Here is an 18,231-nt window from a genome sequence, read left to right on the forward strand (position 1 = left end):
TGAAATGATTAATGAATTGAAGAGTGTCTTAGTTAAAAGTTTCCTTTTATAGGGAATTGGATTCTACTTTCTGCTTTCCATGACTTCTTCGATGTTCACATTTCTGAACAGTACCATAGCTGAGGCCCAGTCGGCAGGGCTGTTTAGCCCCAACTTCAGCTTGATGTTTTTTCGATGTTCATCGTAAGTCAAAACAGAAATGGAGAAATGCTCAGAGATACTCTTACGGGTGGCTCCTTGAGATAGGGCGTGGAGGATTTCCATTTCCCTAGCCGAGAGCTTTGACGTAATCGATTTTCTGGTCTCCCTAAATCGTCCAATTTTCATGAGTAGCTGTATCTGTGAATACCCCCTAATTCGGGTGGTTATAGTTGTGATACAATTAGTCCATTGATCAGCCTATTTCAAAAAAAATGTCACGAGTTACGCTTCGCTTATCATGAATGACAAGAGCAAAAGAGTTGGAGAATTAAGGAAATCAGAATTTTGTTATGAATGACAGGAAATGTGGAACCAAATTATTTGTGTGTTGCTGAAAAAATGATTAGTCAATCCAAGTTGTTAACATGCTTTAAGAAGCTCTTTTCTGAAATACCTGATCGATATTTGTTTTAAAGCTCCTTGAAATGTTCAATTCTTGACCATTTTGCAAAATCACTTTGTTCGCGTAAATCTCTCTGATGAAGTTGATGTTGACGATAGATGAGCGGTGCACTTGAACAAACGACTGAGGTGGCAAATCTTCTTTCACTTCTTTCAAAGCCCCTCTGTCAATTTCGGGTCTATCTTTTTCATTCAAGAAAAACTCTAAGTAGTGGCCATCAGATTGAACGAACATTAGTTTTTCTAACGGAATAACGGCCTTGCTTTTTAGTGTAATAAACTTGGTGGTGTTTTGCGTATTGATTTGCTGAAGTTCTTCAATCTTCTGATTGAGTTCTTCAATCTCGTTAGACTTCAGATTAGCTTCTTCGCTTTTCTTTTTATACCTAAAAATCAGAATCCCTGAAATGATAGCTAAAACACCCAAACCAATGCCTAAACGAGTACTGAGCTTTTGAAAGAAACTGCTCTTAGCTTGGCTCTGCTTTATCATTTCTTCCGAACGCGCAAAATCATAAGCAGAAGTAATTTCCTGAATGGTTTTTATGTTTTGATAATAATCTAAACTGTCTTTTAGGTTTTTCCACTGTTTCATTACAGCAAGCGCAGCAGAAGCATTTCCGGCCTTTTCATAGGCTTGAGAAAGGAGGGTGTATCGATCGTCAATTCCTTCAATTTTATTTAGCTTCAGCATTTTAGTGATGGAATTGTTGATGAGTACTATGGCTTTTTCTGGGCTTCCGAATTCCAGCTCAATTCCAGCATTGATAAAGTCGAGTTGCGAGCCAATGTAGATATCACCTGAGTTGTCGTTGATAATTCTTGCACTGTTCAGGTAGTATCTTGCGCTGTCCGGTTGCTTTAATTCCAGAAAGTTATGCGCCTTATTTTGATAAGTAAGACTTAGCTGGGCACTGTTATTCTGCGCTTTGTACAGTTTTTCACAAAAGGCCAGGTAATAATTACTCGAATCTAGCTGGTGATTTTTTCTGAAGTTGACCGAAATGTTGTTGTAGCAACGCGCAAGTAAAGTTGATTGCCTGGTGTCTATGGCATTTTGAGCGGCTTTTTTCAGCTGCCTGTTCGATTCATCAATCAAGTTCATTCTTCCATAGATCGTACCCAGATTCAAAAGAGAATTGGTCAGGTCTTGAGGGTAGTCTTTTGCTTGAATTTCTACCGCTTTGATGAATGATTCTGCCGCACTATTGAAGTCGCCTTTGAATTCATAAACAATCCCCATATGGTTATGCATGCTGGCTTCACCACGTTGGTCTTTTTGTTGTACGGCCAAGTTCATTAAGTCTTCAAAACCAATTTTAGCTTTATCGAACTCGCCCATTCTTTGGTCCACAATTGCCCGGTTTCTTTTGATCCTTACGTAAGTGGTGTATTCTTTCTGAGGGGTTAAGAGGGCCAAAGCGGAATCGTAATGGCTAGCAGCTAAATCTAATCTGCTTTTCTGATAATGGGCATACCCTATGGCAAAATGCCCTTCAATTTGGGCCATGTCATCATTTATTTCAAGAAGTTTATGCCCGTAAACTTCAAGGCTATCGGGGTAACGTGAGTTTTTTCTCGATAAATCTAAAAGCTCTTTGATTCGAGCATCGTTCTGCGCTTGAATAGAAAGAATACTTGCTAAGAAAACGAGAAAAGTAAATCCGATGAATCGAAAAAGTTTAACCATTGATTTTAAGGAGATTGAGGCTAGCTAACTAAAAATAAATCTAGTGAAATATTTTTTAGCAAATCAATAGCTAGAAAGTATATCCTAAAAAAATGAAATTTTATACAGAGAAATTTCTGAGCTTACTGGCTTTGTTTTCAACGATATTCTGGATTTCGAATTTAGGTTATGCCTTTCCTTTGAACAGTCTGTTCACATCGTCTTTAAAACTTCTGGAAACGGGAATTTCGCTGTGGTTACTCAAGGTCAATTTGGTTGAATATACCGCTTTAATATGATCGATATTCACAATGTACGAGCGGTGAGTTTGTATGAAATAATCTTCTGGCAATAAGCTAATGATGCTTTTAAGGCTATTCCTGTCAATTTCTGGAGTGTTTTTCCCTGAAAGAAAGAATTCTAAATAGGGACCATCTGATTTTATATAAATGATGTCACTTAAGGTAATTACGGCCTTACTTTTCAGGGTTATAAAAGCATCATTTTTGGCTTGATGAGTATCCTTTATTGATTGAATCTGATTGTTTAATTCGGCCAGTTCATACTCCTTCAACTCTGTTTCATTTTTCTGATGCTTGAATTTGCGATAAAGAAACAGGCAAAGAAATATGGTGATAGAACTTAAGCCGCTTATTTGAAAACTGAGTTTCTGATAAAAGGCTTTTGAACTTCGTTCTTCTTGAAGCTCATTTTCGTGTTCAGCTTGTTGAAGTGCGGCCCTTGCCACACTTATTTGACCTTCATCCGCTTGACTTGCTGAAAATGCTAATAAATCAGCTTGAAGCTTTTTGTATTCCAACGCCTTTTCTGGATTATTCAACCTTTCGTACAGTAAGGCGATCTCTCCAAAAGCATCTTGAGTTTGAACTACCAAGTTTTTGCTATTGGCATAATCCTGCAATTCTAACCCGACTTTCAGGGCATCTTCATACCTCTTTTGTGCCGCTTCTAATTTCAATTCAACGAGCATAAGCTGAATTAATAATGGTGGAGGAGAGAAGTTCTCTGGAATTTGTTTTGCTTTTCCTATGTAGTAGGCAGAACTATCCATATTTCCCGTTTCTAGAAATGCTGAAGCCATTAAAGTATAAGGCCTTATGAGCTGAGGTGTCTGATTATTTTCTTCAGCAATTTTTATGGCTTCTTGATAATAGCGAAATGACTCGGCAGGTTTGTCAAGTGATGCGTAGGTTTCTCCAATATTGGTTTTAAACGAAGCTCTCATTGAGCTTTGCTGAGTTGGCGATAGAAAATCTTCTCCAGTCAAAAGTGTGGAGAGGGCTTCGTCATACATTTCTAAATGCATGTACATGGTGCCCAAATTCATGTAAGCAAAAGCCAACGAGTTTGGGTTGTTTTAAGTCAGCTCAATGTTTTCTTCCAAATGGCGAATGGCTTTTACGAAATCACCAATTCTGCGATAAGCATTAGATAAATTTGCATGCACTCCAGCTTTTTGAATCGGGGTTAGAACTAAATCGCTATCCAAAATTTGATTAAATGCAATTACTGCTTTGTCGAGTTGATTGGTTCGAATGTATGCAACGCCCAAAAAGTTTAGGCTTCCAAATTCCAAGTCATTCTCTTCAATATTGGCGAATTTCTGAGCGCTTTCCTCAAAAAGGGGGATAGCCGTTTGGATGCGGTTTGATTGATAAAGCGCCAGGGCTTCGAGGTAAGTTTCTCCTGCATCTGCTAAATCAGGAGCTAAGAGTTCCATTCTGCCAATCGAATCGGCATAGAAAATAATGCTGTCGGGATATTGTCTGGCGTAAGAACTTCCCAGATTGATCAAACTGATGATTCTGTCTCTTTCAGATTTCGCGTTCAGGATTTCATCCTTGATCTGTTGAAAGTCTCTTTCTTGACCTTTTATGGTGGTTGAAAGAAAAAATAGAAGCAAAATAAGAAGAGCTCTCCCTCTACCTAACATCATTACACTACATTGGCACACTTATCGAAAAATAGACCTCTAGGCCTAGTTTTACAAGTAATTTATCAAAAGATCGTAGTTTAGAAGGGGAATTGATGGTTGTTTGAAGCTCAATAAAAAAGAGCCCTAAGGCTCTTTTCAGTATTTTACGAAATTGAAAGTTTATTACTTAGCGTAATTTACGGCTCTCATTTCTCGGATTACAGTCACCTTAATTTGTCCTGGATATTGCATGTCTTTCTCGATTTTCTGAGAAATATCAAATGAAAGCTGACTTGCTAAAGTATCGGTTACAGATTCGGCATCTACCAAAACTCTAAGCTCTCTACCCGCTTGGATTGCATAACATTTATTAACACCCTCAAAATCCAACGCTAAAGCTTCTAGTTCTTTCAATCGCTTAATGTACGATTCCATCACTTCGCGTCTTGCGCCTGGTCTTGAACCTGAGATAGCATCACAAGCCTGAACCAAAGGAGAAATCATAGAGGTCATTTCTATCTCATCGTGGTGAGCTCCAATGGCATTGCAAACCTCTGGGTGCTCTTTGTATTTCTGAGCCAGTTCCATTCCCAAAAGTGCGTGAGGCATTTCTGGCTCATCTGGCCAAACCTTTCCAATATCGTGAAGAAGACCTGCTCTTTTTGCTCTTTTTGCATTTAAGCCTAGTTCAGAGGCCATAGTAGCGCAAAGTCTCGCAACTTCGCGTGAGTGTTGAAGCAAGTTTTGACCATAAGAAGAACGGAATCTCATACGGCCTACAAGCTTGATTAACTCAGGATGTAAACCGTGAATACCAAGGTCGATAACGGTTCTTTCTCCGATTTCAACAATCTCTTCTTCAATATTTTTGGTCGTTTTCTGAACGATTTCTTCAATTCTTGCTGGGTGAATTCTTCCGTCAGTAACCAATCTGTGCAAAGAAAGCCTTGCAATTTCTCTTCTAACAGGATCGAAACCTGAAATGATAATTGCCTCTGGAGTATCGTCTACAATAATTTCTACACCTGTTGCTGCTTCGAGAGCACGGATATTTCTACCTTCTCTACCAATGATTTTACCTTTGATGTCGTCACTTTCGATATTGAAAATAGACACGCAGTTTTCAATGGCATGCTCTGTAGCAGTTCTCTGAATCGATTCGATCACGATTTTCTTGGCATCTTTTGCTGCAGTCAGTTTGGCTTCGTCAACAATATCTTTGATCAAGGCAGAGGCGTTGGATTCTGCTTCAACTTTCAGCGTTTCAATCAATTGTTCACGAGCTTCATCGGCAGAAAACTGAGCTATTTTTTCAAGCTCTTTGATTTTCTCTTCAAGCTTTTTGTCGAGCTCTTCTCTTCGTTTTCTAACAATTTCCAATTGAGCTTCAACATTCTCTTTCAAGCTGTCTAGCTCAGCTTCCTTGCGTTTGGTTTTTTCTTGTTGCGACTGAAGATTTGATTCTCTTTGCTTTAATTTATTCTCGTTAGAGATAATTTGATTTTTCTTGCGATTTACTTCGTCTTCGAACTCTGATTTCAGTTTAAGGTACTTTTCTTTGGCTTCAAGAATTCTATCTTTCTTGAGGGTTTCGGCTGTTAATTCAGCTTCTTTAATAATAAGTTTACCTTTTTCTTCAAGTTCTTTGGCGGCTTTTTGGTTGACCTTCTGAAGAAGTATTCGCCCTATGAACACCCCAACACCCAACGCTACGATGGCTGTAATGAGGATTGTTAATGTATCTCCCATAAGTATATTTATAGGTAGATTGGGAAGTGATTACGTATTGAAACAGCTATAAGGATTTTAGGAGATGGCGCTTTTTATCATGTTTTCAAGTTGGTCAATTTGGCTTGCAGTGGTGTTGTCTACGGAGGCAAAATCATCTTCTACCTTCATTTTAGACACTAGACAATCGAATGCCACCATGGCCAAAAGATCCTCCTTGTCGTCTATTCCAAACTGGTCTCTGTAAGACCTCAACTTTTCGTTGATAATTTTACTTGCACTTCGTACCCTTTGCTCCTCTTCAGGTTTAACCTTCATAGGGTACTCTCTGTCCCCAATTTTGATTTTTATTGATAGAATATCTACCATATGATTATACTACTCACTTAAATGAGCAATACATTTATCTATTTCCTTAATGTACTCGTTTAACTTATGTTTCAACTCTGTAGATTCTTCCTTCTCTACGGTTGTGTTTGCTACAATTTTAGTGATTTTAAACTGATTTTGAAAATCAGCCAATTGCCCTTTAAGGCTGCTGATTTCCTGATTCAGTTCCTTGTTTTTGTCTATCAGCTGATTGCGCTCGGCCTTTAAAAGCTCATGTGCATCCACTAGTTTTTTCAACTGTTGGCGTACATGGTTTAAGCGATCAAAAAGTGATAGTTCTGCCATTTTTTATTTTCTAATGATAGCGCCTAATTCTCTTTCAAAACCTTGCATTAAGCGCGACATGGTTTTGTCGATAACTTTATCGGTAAGCGTTTTTTCTTGGTCTTGAAGGTAGAAACTCATCGCGTAAGCTTTTTTGCCACTGTCAATTTTGTCTCCTTCGTACACATCGAAAACGTTAATACGGTTGATCAGAGATCTCTCAAGTTTTGCCGATAATTTTCTAATGTCATCAAATTTCACGGCTTTATCAATTACCAACGATAAATCTCTTTTTACCTCAGGGTATTTAGAAATTGGTTCGAAGGTAAAGTCTGGAGAAGATAGTTTTTTCAGGTATGCCCAATCAAAGTCAGCATAGAAAACTTCGTTTGAAACATCGGCTAGCTGACTTGCTTTTTTACCAACCTTGCCCAAATGAACCAAAGGCTTTTTGTTTACCGAAATGGTGAGCCCGTAACTGAATAAATCAGATTGAACGTCTTCAGAGTCCGTTCTGGTTACACCGAATTTGTGCAATAGCTTATATACGATTGAGGCTAAATCATGAAAGTTTACATTTCTGCTTGGCGATAACCAGCTTTCTTGAGTTATTTGGCCCGTCATGTAAATTGCCAATCGAGCTCTTTCTACATATTTGCCATTGATCAGGTGGTAAGTAGTGCCGAACTCAAATAATTTAAGGTCGGTATATCTTCTTTTGATGTTTCTATCAATTACTTCCAGCCCATGGAACAGAAGACTTTGACGCATAACGTTCAAATCTTCGCTCAAGTAGTTCAGTATTTTAACGTTCTCTTCGGTGTCAATGCTTTCAACTTCGTTGGAATAACCATCCTTAGTTAAAGAGTTGGTTACAATCTCGTTAAAACCAGCTCCGGCTAAAGTTCTTGTAGTCTCTTTTTGAATGCTGTCCGCATCTTTCGCTTGAAATTCAGATAGGAAAGAACTGCTTAAGTGATCCTGGATTTCAATATTGTTGTATCCATAAATTCTAAGCACTTCTTCAACAATGTCCGCTTCTCTTTGAACATCCACTCTGTAAGGCGGAACAATAGCGGTAAACCCTTCCTCTGTTTCGTTGGTCAGTTCAATGTCTAGGCTATTGAGAATGCTTTTGACGCTTTCTTTTCCAATATCCTTGCCCATAAGTTGAGCAATTCTGGAATATTTGGCCGGTACTTCAAAAGGCTTGATCGGGTTAGGGTAGATATCGGAAATTTGTGATGAAATTTCTCCCCCAGCTAATTCTTGAATTAATAGTGCCGAATATTTCAAAGCATAAACTGTGATGTCAGGGTCGGTTCCTCTTTCGTAACGGAAAGAAGCATCTGTTTTGAGTTGGTGTTTTTGAGCACTTCTTCTGATGTAATCAGGAGAGAAATAAGCACTTTCTAAGAAAATGTTTTTGGTAGAAGTTTTTACCCCAGATTTTATACCTCCGAAAACCCCACCAATACACATGCCTACTCCTTCGCCATTGCAAATCATAAGATCTGTCTCAGCAAGTTTTCGTTCTTTTTCATCCAACGTGATAAATGGAGTTCCTTCTGGAAGCGTTTTTACGATAACTTTTCCGCCAGAAATTTCATCGGCATCGAATGCGTGCATTGGTTGGCCAAAGCTGTGTAGCACGTAATTGGTTACGTCAACCACATTGTTTGTTGGGTTGATTCCAATGGCTTTTAGTCTTTCCTTAAGCCAATCCGGAGATTCTTTTACCGTAACACCCGAAATGGTAAGGGAAGAATAACGAGGGCACGCTTCAGTGTTTTCAACTGAGACGGGTATTGTTCTGTCTTCATTGTCTACTTTGAAATTTTCGACACTTGGTCGAATGATTTCTTTTGAAAGAAGCGCTTTTAGGTCGCGTGCTGTGCCTAAATGTGAGGCTCCATCAGCGCGGTTTGGCGTTAAGCCTATTTCGAAAACGAAATCAGAACTTAGCTTAAAGTATTCTGCCGCTGGAGTTCCGTTGGGTAAATCGGTGTCAAGCACCATAATTCCTGCATGAGAATTGCCCAAGCCGATTTCATCTTCGGCACAAATCATTCCTTGAGAAGCTTCTCCTCTTATTTTGGCCTTTTTGATTTGGAATGGTTCGCCTTCGTTTGGGTAAAGTGTAGCGCCAACTGTGGCGATCACAACTTTTTGCCCAGCGGCTACATTCGGAGCTCCACAAACAATGGGAGAAGGTTCTTCTGCGCCAATATCTACAGTGGTAACGCTTAGCTTATCTGCGTTTGGGTGTTTTTCGCAAGTTAAAACTTCGCCAATCACAAGGCCTTTAAGGCCGCCTTTCACCGATTCTATTTCTTCCCAGCCTTCAACTTCTAGCCCAGAGCCAGTAAGCAATGCTGCGATTTTTTCAGGTGATTCAGTAAGATCTATATATTGTTTAAGCCAATTAAGGGAAATCTTCATACCAACAATTTTACTTTGATCATCAGTTTTTGATGAAAAGCAAAATTAGTGATTTAACTTTTCCGTCAATGTGCTTAATACTTTTTGTACAGTTTTTCGCCAGCTTTAATTGGGATAGACAGGATATTTTCTTTCGGAGGGATAGGGCAGCTGTAGTCTGGGTTGAAATGGCAGTAAGGATTGTAGGCCGTATTGAAATCCAGAACAATGGAATTGGTGTTCGTTTTTTCAAGGTCCATGTAGCGCCCACCTCCATAGGTTTCTTCTCCACTGGTTTCATCGGCAAACATTAAAAAGATGCGATTGGGATTGGCGTCTTCCCATGCTTCATACAAAAGAAGTTTGTTTTCTTTGCCACCCATTTCAAATTGTGCATAGGCCCAAGGGAGGTATTTCTCTTTATCGCCCGTAGTAGTAGGAACGAAAATTGGTTGCTTTCTTTCAACCGGAATGAGTTTAGCTCTTACTTTAAAATCTTCATTTACAGGGTAGTAATTCAATCCCTTAAAGTCCTTTCTCTCATTTTCTGGAATAGGTGAAGAGGAGGCGAGCATTCTGCCATCTCTATCTTTGCGCTCCGTTTCTATACGCTCAATATAATCTTCTTCGCTTTCGCCAATCGTTAGGAAGTTGAGGATGGTAACGCCCAAAAGTAGAATTACCAGAATTGTGAAAATGGTGCTCCTTTTCATGGCCGCAATTTAAGGTTGAAAATTGGTATTCCGAAAGCTGAATGAAGCTTTACATCAATCCTTTGTCAGCTAGGCTGGTGTAGCCATGATCGGTAAAAATGATATGGTCAAGCACAGGGATTTCTAACAGTTTTCCGGCCGATTGAAGTTTTTCGGTGAGCCTAATGTCGGCCTGGCTCGGGCTTAGGTTGCCAGAAGGATGGTTGTGGACGAGAATGATACCGCTGGCTAGGTCTTCAATCGCTTTTTTGAAAATGACTTTTGGGTCGGCTACGGTACCTGAAACCCCGCCATCGCTAATTCTTCTTTTTTGAATTACCTGATTGTTCCTTTTGAGCATTATTGTCCAGAATTGCTCGGTTGGTAAATCCATCAAATCAGGTTTCATAAGGTGGTAAACATCCTCACTACAGGTAATCTTTGGGGTTGTTCTGGCTTCGGTATTCTTCCGTCTTCGGCCAAGTTCAAGCGCGCTGACTATGGAAATGGCTTTTGCTTCTCCAATTCCTTTGAACTTTTGAAGTTCGCTCACTGTGAATTTTGCCAGTTGATTCAAGTCGTTGCTGGCGTGGTTTAGAATGTGTTTGCTTAAATCGACTGCGCTTAATTCTCTGGAGCCTGAGCCAATGAGTATGGCAATGAGTTCGGCATCGGTCAAAGTGGATCTGCCTTTTAAAAGAAGTTTTTCTCTGGGACGATCTTCTTCAGCCCAACTTAGAATATTCAAGCCTTTCTCCATTGAAATTTGAGTAAAAAGAGAATGAATATAAGAAATCCACTGGAAGAGTGTATGGTATAATGCAAAAAACCGAACCCCTTAGCGGAGTTCGGTTACAATATCTTAAGCCTTTTTTAATTAAAGGCCGTTAACCAACTTGGTTAATTTAGACTTATTGTTAGCTGCCTTATTCTTATGAATAATGTTTTTCTTAGCCAACTTGTCTAACATGCTGATCACAGTTTTGAGCAGCTCTTGAGCCTCATTTTTGTCATAAGTCGCTCTCAATCTTTTGATGAAGGTACGTGTAGTTTTGTGCTGGTAACGGTTTCTCAAGCGTTTAGCCTCGTTAGAACGTATCCTTTTTAATGCAGATTTGTGATTTGCCATCTATTTATTACTTACGATTCTCAAATTTGGGATGCAAAGATAGGGTTAATTCCTTTATTAACAAATAGCTGTAGGTAAATTTGTTTGAGTTTAATAAGGGAGTTGTACACGCTATTTATTTGTTTTTCTAAATCTAGTAGGAGTAGGGCCGTTTTTACTGATTTGAGTGATGCTGTTTGGGCGGTCATTATCAGCATCAGTGGCCAGAGCCATAACCATTTCCGTTTTTCCCACAAATTCAAAAATGCCTTTAAGCCTACTCTTTTCTTCTCCGTCTATTTCATAGACTATATCAATTTGATGTGGGCGAACCTGAGTATTCAATTCGTAAAAGATGTCCAGTTTAATGCCATCCATTACATAGTCTTTTCCTCCGAGTATTTGATCGCCAGATTCGAATATAATTCGGTTATCATCGAAGAAGGTTAGGTAACTTTCTAATTCATCTCCAGGTGTTTTGCCAACCCATTTCCCGTACAATCTGGGGTCTCGTGTGCTCTCAGGACGTGTTTCTGTAGTAGTATTGGTTGTTGTAGTTGTCGGAGTATCTGGGTCCATTGCATCAAGCAAGCCCAGAATATAATCATCATCACTGTCGTAGTAGCCCACGCCTGTTATGTAAAAATCGTTGTCCCAAGCGCCTCTTATGCCATCGGTAGGGTAATCATCACCTTTAACTACGTATTGGTCTCTATAGCCCTTGTATTTAGAAAGAATCAAAACCCATCTGTCGTTAAGGTATTCTAATTGAGTAATGGAGTAGCCATCAGCATCTGCTTCTTCGATTTGTTTGGCAGGATAATCAGCTGAGGTTTCCCATTTCTGAGTGATAATATTGTCGGTTTTTGTGGCCACCACCGCCCATTTTTCTTGACCATATGCGATTTTCAGAATGTTTTTGTCATCATTCCAAAATTCTTTAATTCGTTCTTTCGGAAATTCACTTCTTGTAGACCATGACTGGCTATTGTAGTCTGTTCCTTTAGACATTACCAAGGCCCAAACTCCATTGCCGTAGGTTAAGTCGGTTATAGCATAGCCATCTTCCCAAAGTTCATCTATTTCTTTTTCTGGAAATTCTTCCCGGGTTCTCCATGCCTGAGTTGTATATCCGATTCCTTTGGATGATATAATGCTCCAATTGCCATCGTTATAGCTGACGCTGGTTAGGTAAAAATCATCATCCCAATCTTTAGAAATGTCATCCTTGGGGAAAGTTTCTCTTCGTTTCCATCTCTGGTTCGATATGCTGCCTCCGTAGGTTACCACTACACGGAATTGGCTAAAAGCATCGGATAGTGAGAATATTAAAAGCGCTAGAATAAGCAGTTTTTTCATGGTTTTGTCGCAAATGCGGTTTTTGGGGAATAGTTAACAATTTACGAATTCAGAATAATATTACATATTCCTTCTTCTGGTACTTCTTTAAAAATGGCTTCTGGTTAATGAAAATCTATTAACGCGAATATTTTTGAACTGCGATCAAAATTGGAGCCAAATAAGAAAGCCCTGGGTACTAGGTTTGGATAAATGAATCTCATTTTTTGGAATTGTTAAAAAGAAGGGCTCTGAACTTCAAAGTTATTATAAAACTGAAAAGTTGTTGTTAAAACAGGGCTGTTTCTTGAGGGCTACCTAAAATTTCCTTCCATTTTCTTTTTTGGCACGGTAATGGAGTAAAGCAAGTTCAATGCATTAATAAAGTGGTCCGGACCTGATGTTGAACACTAAATATCAAAGGTTATGAAACGAATGATACTGTTTATAGGAATCTTATCTCTTGGGTTGTTTGCAGAAGGTCAAATGTACGCTCAAAAAAGAGGTAACGACAGAAGGAAAGAAAACGATCGTCATAAAGTAGAAAAGAAGCATGATAACAAACAGCATGCAAGAAATGACGATAGAAGAGGTAACAGAACTAAAGTTTACACTACTAAAACCAGAAATGGTAGAAATGAAAAAGTAGTAAAAAGAACCGTGGTTACCCGAAGAGGATATCGCCAGAGTGAGCCAAGAGGAAACAGGAATGTTCATGTAACCAATGTTTACTACGATTATGACTTCCGCAATGGAAGAAGACACAGCATACATAGAAGTGCTGCCCCTAGCTCAAGACATATTTGGGTAAATGGCTATTGGCAATACGATAGAAGGTTGAGAAGAGATGTTTGGATTGCCGGGCATTGGACTATCAAGAGGGATTATCACAGATGGCAACCAGGCAGATATTCCGTTATCGGAGGTATTAGGATTTGGGTTCCTGGAGTTTGGATAAGAGTATTTTAAAAAGAGAAGTTAGTAAATAGATAATAGTTTGAAAATGGCGTACCGAAAGGGCGCCATTTTTGTTTAAGCATTTTTGATAATGGTTTCAAAGCTGATGCCCATATGCGATTCATCAAAAATCGCTTTACCATTTTTTATTAATAGAACTTGAGGGGATTCGTGGTAAACCTCAAATTTTTGAGCGACAGCATTTGAGATTTCCCTAAAGCGAATAAGGTCTAAGTAGTAGGCTTTAATGTTGTCTCCTTCTGAAGTCCAGCCTCTTTCAAGCCTGTTCAGTGCCATGCTACTAATACCGCATCGAGTACTGTGTTTGTATATCATTACAGGTTGCGAACTGCTTTCTTTCACAATCTCGTCAAGCTGTGCAAGATCCTCCAGCTTATGCCATTCTACGCTTTTCGATTCGCCTCCCTCTTTTTCTTTTTTGTTCCAGAACATGCTTAAAATTAGTATGTTAATAGATCGTTTAATTTCTCTTTCAACCTTTGTTTGGGAAGAAAGTTTGCTTCTAGGTTTTTGCCAAAAGGAACGGCAGTGTCCAAACTACCAACTCTAACGACAGGAGCGTCTAAATGCTCAAAACAATATTCACTGATCCAAGCCGCGATTTCGGCTCCAATTCCGCCTGTTAGTGTGTCTTCGTGCAATACCAAAACCTTGTTGGTTTTCTTTACAGAAGTTTCAACAGCTTCTTTATCCCAAGGCAGAAGGGTTCTTAGGTCAATAATTTCTATAGAACTTTCCATTTCAGCGCTGATTTCTTTAGCCCAATGAACGCCCATTCCATAAGTGATAATAGAAAGCTCAGAGCCTTGTTGAGCAATAGCTGCTTTCCCAACTTCTACCGTATAATAATCATCAGGAATTGTATCGGATATAGAGCGATAAAGTGCTTTATGCTCGAAATATAAATAAGGGTTTGGGTCTTCTATGGCTGCTGCTAATAAACCTTTCGCATCATATGGGTTGCTAGGGTAAACGATTTTTAAGCCAGGCGTATGGAAAAACCAAGCTTCGTTGCTTTGAGAGTGGAATGGACCCGCTTGAACACCAGCGCCCGTAGGCATACGCACAACCACATCTGCATTTTGACCCCATCTGTAATGGATTTTAGCCAAGTTATTTACGATTTGGTTGAAACCGCAGGTGACAAAATCTGCAAACTGCATTTCTACTACTGCTTTGTAACCGTTTATGCAAAGCCCTAATCCAGTTCCAATAATGGCCGATTCGCAAAGTGGAGTGTTCCGGATTCTATCTTTGCCGAAAGTGTCCACAAAGCCTTCGGTTATTTTGAAGACACCACCATATTCAGCAATGTCTTGCCCCATAACCACTAGGTTTTCGTGTTTTTCGAGGCTTTGTTTTAATCCATCAGAAATGGCATCAACAAATCTTTTTTCTGAGCTGTTATCTGAATTAGGATTGATGACAGTTTGCTCAAATGGCGCATACATGTCATCCAATTCGATTTGCGTGGCTTCTGGAATGGTTTCTTCGTAAGCCAAGTTTAAACCTTCTTCAATATCGGCTTTGATTTTTTCGCGGATTTCAGCTTCAATTTCCTGGGTTAGGACTTTTTGCTTTTTCAAATAAGCTTCGTAGTTCTCCACTGGGTCTTTTTTCGCCCAGGTTTCCATCAGTTCTTTTGGAACATACTTGGTGCCGCTAGCTTCTTCGTGTCCGCGCATTCTAAAAGTCATGGCTTCCAGAATCACGGGTTTAGGTTCAAGACGAATTTCTTCAGCCAATTGCTTGATGGTGCTGTGCACTTCCAGCAAATTATTGCCATCTACTTTTACGGCTTTTATGCCATATCCTGGCCCTTTGTCTACAAAGTTTTTGAAGCGGAATTGCTCTTCGCTTGGGGTCGAAAGTCCGTAACCATTGTTTTCAATCACGAAAATCACCGGTAAATCCCAAACGGCAGCTACATTGAGCGCTTCATGGAAGTCACCTTCGGAACTAGCTCCATCACCCGTAAAAACTAAAGTGGCCTTGTTCGATTTCTTCAATTTATGCGCAAGGGCAATACCATCGGCCAAGGCCATTTGCGGGCCTAGGTGCGAAATCATTCCCACAATATTGTATTCTCTGGTTCCGAAGTGGAAAGAACGATCTCTTCCTTTAGTGAAGCCGCTCATTTTGCCTTGAAACTGTGCGAAAAGCCTATGGTAAGGGATGTTTCTTCCCGTAAAAACGCCAAGGTTTCTGTGCATGGGGAGAATGAATTCCTCTTGCTCAATGGCATTTACCGCGCCTACAGAAACGGCTTCTTGACCAATTCCTGAAAACCATTTGCTGATTTTCCCTTGCCGAAGAAGAATCAACATCTTCTCTTCGATCATTCGGGGTCTCAAAATTTGCTCGTAAAGAGAGAGGAGTTCTTGATCGGAGTAACCTTCGCGCTTAAATCTCATACTTGTTCCGTAGGTGTGTGAGGCAAAATTAACTGACTTTTTGAAGTTGTGAAATCAATTTGTTTAGCAGGGGATTTTAATTTCAGGGTAGCTTTTGGCCGCTGTTAATGTCGTTTTTAGCTGCGTGTGATTTCCACTTTTGTAGAAACGTAAATAATACGGAACAATCTTCTTAGTCAATCAGTAAAGTATAGGAACAATTGACAATAATTAATGGCATAATTTATAATTTTGCCAGCCTACCTATAGCGTATGATCCAATTTGAACGATTTAGATTAGAGAACGGACTTGAGGTGATATATCATGAGGATCGAACCACACCAATGGCTGTGGTGAATGTACTTTATGATGTTGGATCTCGCGATGAAGATGAAAACCGCACTGGTTTTGCTCATCTTTTCGAGCATTTAATGTTTGGCGGTTCAGCCAATGTACCCAATTATGATGAGCCACTTCAGAAAGTTGGAGGCGATAACAATGCTTTTACCAGTCCGGATATTACCAATTATTATATCACACTACCTGCCGAAAATATAGAGACAGCTTTTTGGCTGGAATCAGATAGAATGTTGAGCCTTTCATTTGATCCTAAAGTGTTGGAAGTGCAGCGTTCCGTGGTAATTGAAGAGTTTAAACAGCGTTATTTAAATCAACCTTATGGCGATGTTTGGCTAAAATTAAGGCCGTTGGCTTATCAAAAGCACCCTTATAAATGGGCTACTATTGGTAAAGAAATTGAACACATCGAAAAGGCAACCATGGAAGATGTGAAATCATTTTTCAAACGCTTTTACATTCCTAATAATGCGGTTTTAGTAGTAGCTGGAAATGTTGATTTTGAAGAAGTAAAGCGACTTTCTGAAAAGTGGTTTGGTGGAATTCCTAAAGGGGAGAAATACGAGAGAAATCTTCCTTTAGAACCGAAACAAGAGGGTTATAGGCTGTTGGAAACTGAAGCAGCTGTGCCTTCAGATTCACTTTACATGACTTTCCATATGCCAGGCAGAAATGATGATGACTATTATGCTGCCGATTTGCTGAGTGACGTATTGGGTAGGGGTAAATCTTCATTGCTATATACTGAACTTGTTGACGAAAAAAGGCTTTTCAATGCGTTGAATGTCTATGTTATGGGGTCTACGGATCCTGGTTTGATGGTAATCAATGGCAAGTTGAATTCAGGAGTAAGCATTCAACAAGGAGAAGACGCTATTTGGGAGTTGCTAGAGCATTTCAAGAGTGAATTAGTTGAAGAACATACCCTTCAAAAAGTAAAGAATAAAGCAGAATCAACTCTTGTATTTAGCGAAGTGGAGGTGCTTAATCGTGCTATGAATTTAGCTTATGCATGGACTTTGGGCGATCCTGATTTGGTGAATCATGAAGGAGAGAAAATCCAAGCCGTTCAAGTGCAGGACATTGCTGAGCAAGCCACGAAAATTTTGAGAAAAGAAAACGCTTCGGTACTACATTACCACGCTAAAAAATAAACAATGAAGATAAGAGTAGGCTTCGGATACGATGTTCATAAATTAGAAGAAGGCAAAGATTTTTGGTTGGGCGGAATTAAAGTTCCTCATACGCATGGAGCCGTTGGCCATTCCGATGCCGATGTGTTGATTCATGTAATCTGCGATGCACTTTTAGGAGCGGCTAATCTTCGAGATATCGGCTACCATTTTTCTGATAAAGACCCCAAATTCAAAGGAATTGATAGCAAAATTTTATTGAAAGAAGTAGTTGATCTTATCAAAGAAAAAGGTTTTTCTATCGGTAATATCGATAGCACCATTTGTTTAGAGAGACCAAAGGTGAATCCACATATTTCTGAAATGAAGGCCTGCTTAGCTCAAGTGATGGAAATTGATGAAGAGGATTTGTCTATTAAAGCTACCACAACAGAAAAGCTTGGATTTGTGGGCAAGGAAGAAGGCGTGGCGGCTTTTGCTACAGTTTTGATTCAGAAATAATGACTGAGGTTAAAATCATCGTTACTGAAGATGGTTCTCATTCGCTTTACCATCCAGAACTAAACGAAACTTACCATTCTTTCCATGGAGCGGTTCGCGAATCGAACCATGTTTTTATCAAAGAAGGGCTCGATTTCTTTGTTCAGAAATATGGACCAAGTGAAATCAGGATTTTAGAGGTTGGTTTCGGTACGGGATTAAATGCTGTGCTGGCCTCAGTTTGGGCTAAGAAAAACCAAATTCAAATTCATTTCACCACTTTGGAGCCTTTTCCCTTGAAAGAAGAGGTTTATTCGGCTTTGAATTACCACGAGTTTATCGATGGAGAAAACGTTCAATCCCAACTTATCGATTTACATGCCGCGGATTGGGAAAGAGATTATGAAGCCCATCCATTTTTCACTTTGTACAAGTCACAAGCTAGACTTCAGGATTTTTCGGCTTCGTCAAACTTCGATTTGGTGTTTTTCGATGCGTTCGCGCCCAGCAAACAATCGGAAATGTGGGCTATCGAAGTTCTTGAAAAAACTGTTCAGTTGATGGCAGCCAAAGCTGTTTTAGTAACGTATTGTGCTAAAGGGCAATTCAAGCGAGATTTGGCTTCTCTCGGTTTGGAGGTAGAAACCTTGCCTGGTCCTCCTGGAAAGAAGGAAATGGTTCGTGGAATCAAGCCTTAGTAAAACAAGGAATGGCTTAGTTTTTAGCTAATTATGATATTC

Annotated in this window: 18 protein-coding genes; 4 read left to right on the forward strand and 14 right to left on the reverse strand. The window is 39.6% G+C overall.

Translation table 11 applies throughout. From position 1 onward, the window contains the following. Nucleotides 1–63: 63 nt before the first annotated feature. The 12 genes from ACXACJ_RS01720 to ACXACJ_RS01775 form a co-directional block, all read right to left on the reverse strand. Nucleotides 64–327 carry a LuxR C-terminal-related transcriptional regulator gene (locus ACXACJ_RS01720; protein WP_475132535.1) on the reverse strand — a complete coding sequence of 88 codons (264 nt, stop codon included), beginning with the start codon at nt 325–327 and terminating at the stop codon, nt 64–66. A gap of 244 nt (nt 328–571) precedes the next feature. Continuing rightward, the gene (locus tag ACXACJ_RS01725) at nt 572–2,293 is read right to left on the reverse strand and encodes a LytTR family transcriptional regulator DNA-binding domain-containing protein (protein WP_475132536.1); all 1,722 of its coding nucleotides are present in this window, start codon (nt 2,291–2,293) and stop codon (nt 572–574) included. A gap of 166 nt (nt 2,294–2,459) precedes the next feature. Next, entirely contained in the window at nt 2,460–3,635 is a 1,176-nt protein-coding gene (locus tag ACXACJ_RS01730) for a LytTR family transcriptional regulator DNA-binding domain-containing protein (RefSeq protein WP_475132537.1), read from the reverse strand. A 15-nt stretch (nt 3,636–3,650) separates the two neighbouring features. Continuing rightward, nucleotides 3,651–4,229 carry a hypothetical protein gene (locus ACXACJ_RS01735; protein ID WP_475132538.1) on the reverse strand — a complete coding sequence of 193 codons (579 nt, stop codon included), beginning with the start codon at nt 4,227–4,229 and terminating at the stop codon, nt 3,651–3,653. A gap of 162 nt (nt 4,230–4,391) precedes the next feature. Next, on the reverse strand, nt 4,392–5,957 hold the full coding sequence (gene rny, locus ACXACJ_RS01740; protein WP_475132539.1) for a ribonuclease Y: 1,566 nt from the start codon (nt 5,955–5,957) through the stop codon (nt 4,392–4,394). A 57-nt stretch (nt 5,958–6,014) separates the two neighbouring features. Then, on the reverse strand, nt 6,015–6,254 hold the full coding sequence (locus tag ACXACJ_RS01745; RefSeq protein WP_475132540.1) for a cell division protein ZapA: 240 nt from the start codon (nt 6,252–6,254) through the stop codon (nt 6,015–6,017). 60 nt (nt 6,255–6,314) lie between these two features. Further along, nucleotides 6,315–6,611 carry a hypothetical protein gene (locus tag ACXACJ_RS01750; protein WP_475132541.1) on the reverse strand — a complete coding sequence of 99 codons (297 nt, stop codon included), beginning with the start codon at nt 6,609–6,611 and terminating at the stop codon, nt 6,315–6,317. Nucleotides 6,612–6,614: 3 nt separating this feature from the next. Beyond that, nucleotides 6,615–9,032, reverse strand: a complete 2,418-nt coding sequence (gene pheT, locus ACXACJ_RS01755; protein WP_475132542.1) for a phenylalanine--tRNA ligase subunit beta — start codon at nt 9,030–9,032, stop codon at nt 6,615–6,617. 74 nt (nt 9,033–9,106) lie between these two features. Next, on the reverse strand, nt 9,107–9,724 hold the full coding sequence (locus tag ACXACJ_RS01760) for a DUF1684 domain-containing protein (RefSeq protein ID WP_475132543.1): 618 nt from the start codon (nt 9,722–9,724) through the stop codon (nt 9,107–9,109). A 49-nt stretch (nt 9,725–9,773) separates the two neighbouring features. Then, nucleotides 9,774–10,463, reverse strand: a complete 690-nt coding sequence (gene radC / locus ACXACJ_RS01765; RefSeq protein ID WP_475132544.1) for a RadC family protein — start codon at nt 10,461–10,463, stop codon at nt 9,774–9,776. A 117-nt stretch (nt 10,464–10,580) separates the two neighbouring features. Next, nucleotides 10,581–10,832 (reverse strand): 30S ribosomal protein S20, encoded by a 252-nt coding sequence (gene rpsT, locus ACXACJ_RS01770; RefSeq protein ID WP_475132545.1) that lies wholly within the window; start codon nt 10,830–10,832, stop codon nt 10,581–10,583. Between the two features lie 111 nt (nt 10,833–10,943). Continuing rightward, nucleotides 10,944–12,170: a DUF7477 domain-containing protein gene (locus ACXACJ_RS01775; RefSeq protein ID WP_475132546.1), complete on the reverse strand. Its 1,227-nt coding sequence runs from the start codon at nt 12,168–12,170 to the stop codon at nt 10,944–10,946. A gap of 405 nt (nt 12,171–12,575) precedes the next feature. Here ACXACJ_RS01775 and ACXACJ_RS01780 point away from each other — a divergent pair, with 405 nt between their 5' ends. Then, nucleotides 12,576–13,118 carry a hypothetical protein gene (locus ACXACJ_RS01780; RefSeq protein WP_475132547.1) on the forward strand — a complete coding sequence of 181 codons (543 nt, stop codon included), beginning with the start codon at nt 12,576–12,578 and terminating at the stop codon, nt 13,116–13,118. Between the two features lie 63 nt (nt 13,119–13,181). Here the strand turns inward: ACXACJ_RS01780 and ytxJ are convergent, their stop codons facing one another. After that, entirely contained in the window at nt 13,182–13,559 is a 378-nt protein-coding gene (gene ytxJ / locus ACXACJ_RS01785) for a bacillithiol system redox-active protein YtxJ (protein ID WP_475132548.1), read from the reverse strand. 8 nt (nt 13,560–13,567) lie between these two features. Then, nucleotides 13,568–15,541: an alpha-ketoacid dehydrogenase subunit alpha/beta gene (locus ACXACJ_RS01790; protein ID WP_475132549.1), complete on the reverse strand. Its 1,974-nt coding sequence runs from the start codon at nt 15,539–15,541 to the stop codon at nt 13,568–13,570. Nucleotides 15,542–15,793: 252 nt separating this feature from the next. On the opposite strand from ACXACJ_RS01790, the gene ACXACJ_RS01795 reads away from it, so the two are divergent. Genes ACXACJ_RS01795 through mnmC2 form a run of 3 tightly spaced genes read left to right on the forward strand, consistent with a single transcriptional unit; the run spans nt 15,794 to nt 18,189 of the window. Further along, nucleotides 15,794–17,032, forward strand: a complete 1,239-nt coding sequence (locus ACXACJ_RS01795) for a M16 family metallopeptidase (protein ID WP_475132550.1) — start codon at nt 15,794–15,796, stop codon at nt 17,030–17,032. 3 nt (nt 17,033–17,035) lie between these two features. Next, on the forward strand, nt 17,036–17,512 hold the full coding sequence (gene ispF / locus ACXACJ_RS01800) for a 2-C-methyl-D-erythritol 2,4-cyclodiphosphate synthase (protein ID WP_475132551.1): 477 nt from the start codon (nt 17,036–17,038) through the stop codon (nt 17,510–17,512). Further along, entirely contained in the window at nt 17,512–18,189 is a 678-nt protein-coding gene (gene mnmC2 / locus ACXACJ_RS01805) for a tRNA (5-methylaminomethyl-2-thiouridine)(34)-methyltransferase MnmC2 (RefSeq protein WP_475132552.1), read from the forward strand. The genes ispF and mnmC2 overlap by 1 nt, the downstream gene beginning before the upstream one ends. Nucleotides 18,190–18,231: the final 42 nt, after the last annotated feature.

The sequence above is a fragment of the Roseivirga sp. AWQ4_251 genome (assembly GCF_056158225.1).

Bases quoted from the DNA above. Each gene is read 5' to 3' on its own strand.
- ispF (WP_475132551.1), top strand. From the start codon at position 17,036: ATGAAGATAAGAGTAGGCTTCGGATACGATGTTCATAAATTAGAAGAA.
- ACXACJ_RS01750 (WP_475132541.1), bottom strand. From the start codon at position 6,611: ATGGCAGAACTATCACTTTTTGATCGCTTAAACCATGTACGCCAACAG.
- ACXACJ_RS01780 (WP_475132547.1), top strand. From the start codon at position 12,576: ATGAAACGAATGATACTGTTTATAGGAATCTTATCTCTTGGGTTGTTT.
- radC (WP_475132544.1), bottom strand. From the start codon at position 10,463: ATGGAGAAAGGCTTGAATATTCTAAGTTGGGCTGAAGAAGATCGTCCC.
- ACXACJ_RS01795 (WP_475132550.1), top strand. From the start codon at position 15,794: ATGATCCAATTTGAACGATTTAGATTAGAGAACGGACTTGAGGTGATA.
- ACXACJ_RS01735 (WP_475132538.1), bottom strand. From the start codon at position 4,229: ATGATGTTAGGTAGAGGGAGAGCTCTTCTTATTTTGCTTCTATTTTTT.
- ACXACJ_RS01790 (WP_475132549.1), bottom strand. From the start codon at position 15,541: ATGAGATTTAAGCGCGAAGGTTACTCCGATCAAGAACTCCTCTCTCTT.
- pheT (WP_475132542.1), bottom strand. From the start codon at position 9,032: ATGAAGATTTCCCTTAATTGGCTTAAACAATATATAGATCTTACTGAA.
- ACXACJ_RS01720 (WP_475132535.1), bottom strand. From the start codon at position 327: ATGAAAATTGGACGATTTAGGGAGACCAGAAAATCGATTACGTCAAAG.
- ACXACJ_RS01745 (WP_475132540.1), bottom strand. From the start codon at position 6,254: ATGAAGGTTAAACCTGAAGAGGAGCAAAGGGTACGAAGTGCAAGTAAA.
- mnmC2 (WP_475132552.1), top strand. From the start codon at position 17,512: ATGACTGAGGTTAAAATCATCGTTACTGAAGATGGTTCTCATTCGCTT.
- ACXACJ_RS01725 (WP_475132536.1), bottom strand. From the start codon at position 2,293: ATGGTTAAACTTTTTCGATTCATCGGATTTACTTTTCTCGTTTTCTTA.
- rny (WP_475132539.1), bottom strand. From the start codon at position 5,957: ATGGGAGATACATTAACAATCCTCATTACAGCCATCGTAGCGTTGGGT.
- ytxJ (WP_475132548.1), bottom strand. From the start codon at position 13,559: ATGTTCTGGAACAAAAAAGAAAAAGAGGGAGGCGAATCGAAAAGCGTA.
- ACXACJ_RS01775 (WP_475132546.1), bottom strand. From the start codon at position 12,170: ATGAAAAAACTGCTTATTCTAGCGCTTTTAATATTCTCACTATCCGAT.
- ACXACJ_RS01760 (WP_475132543.1), bottom strand. From the start codon at position 9,724: ATGAAAAGGAGCACCATTTTCACAATTCTGGTAATTCTACTTTTGGGC.
- rpsT (WP_475132545.1), bottom strand. From the start codon at position 10,832: ATGGCAAATCACAAATCTGCATTAAAAAGGATACGTTCTAACGAGGCT.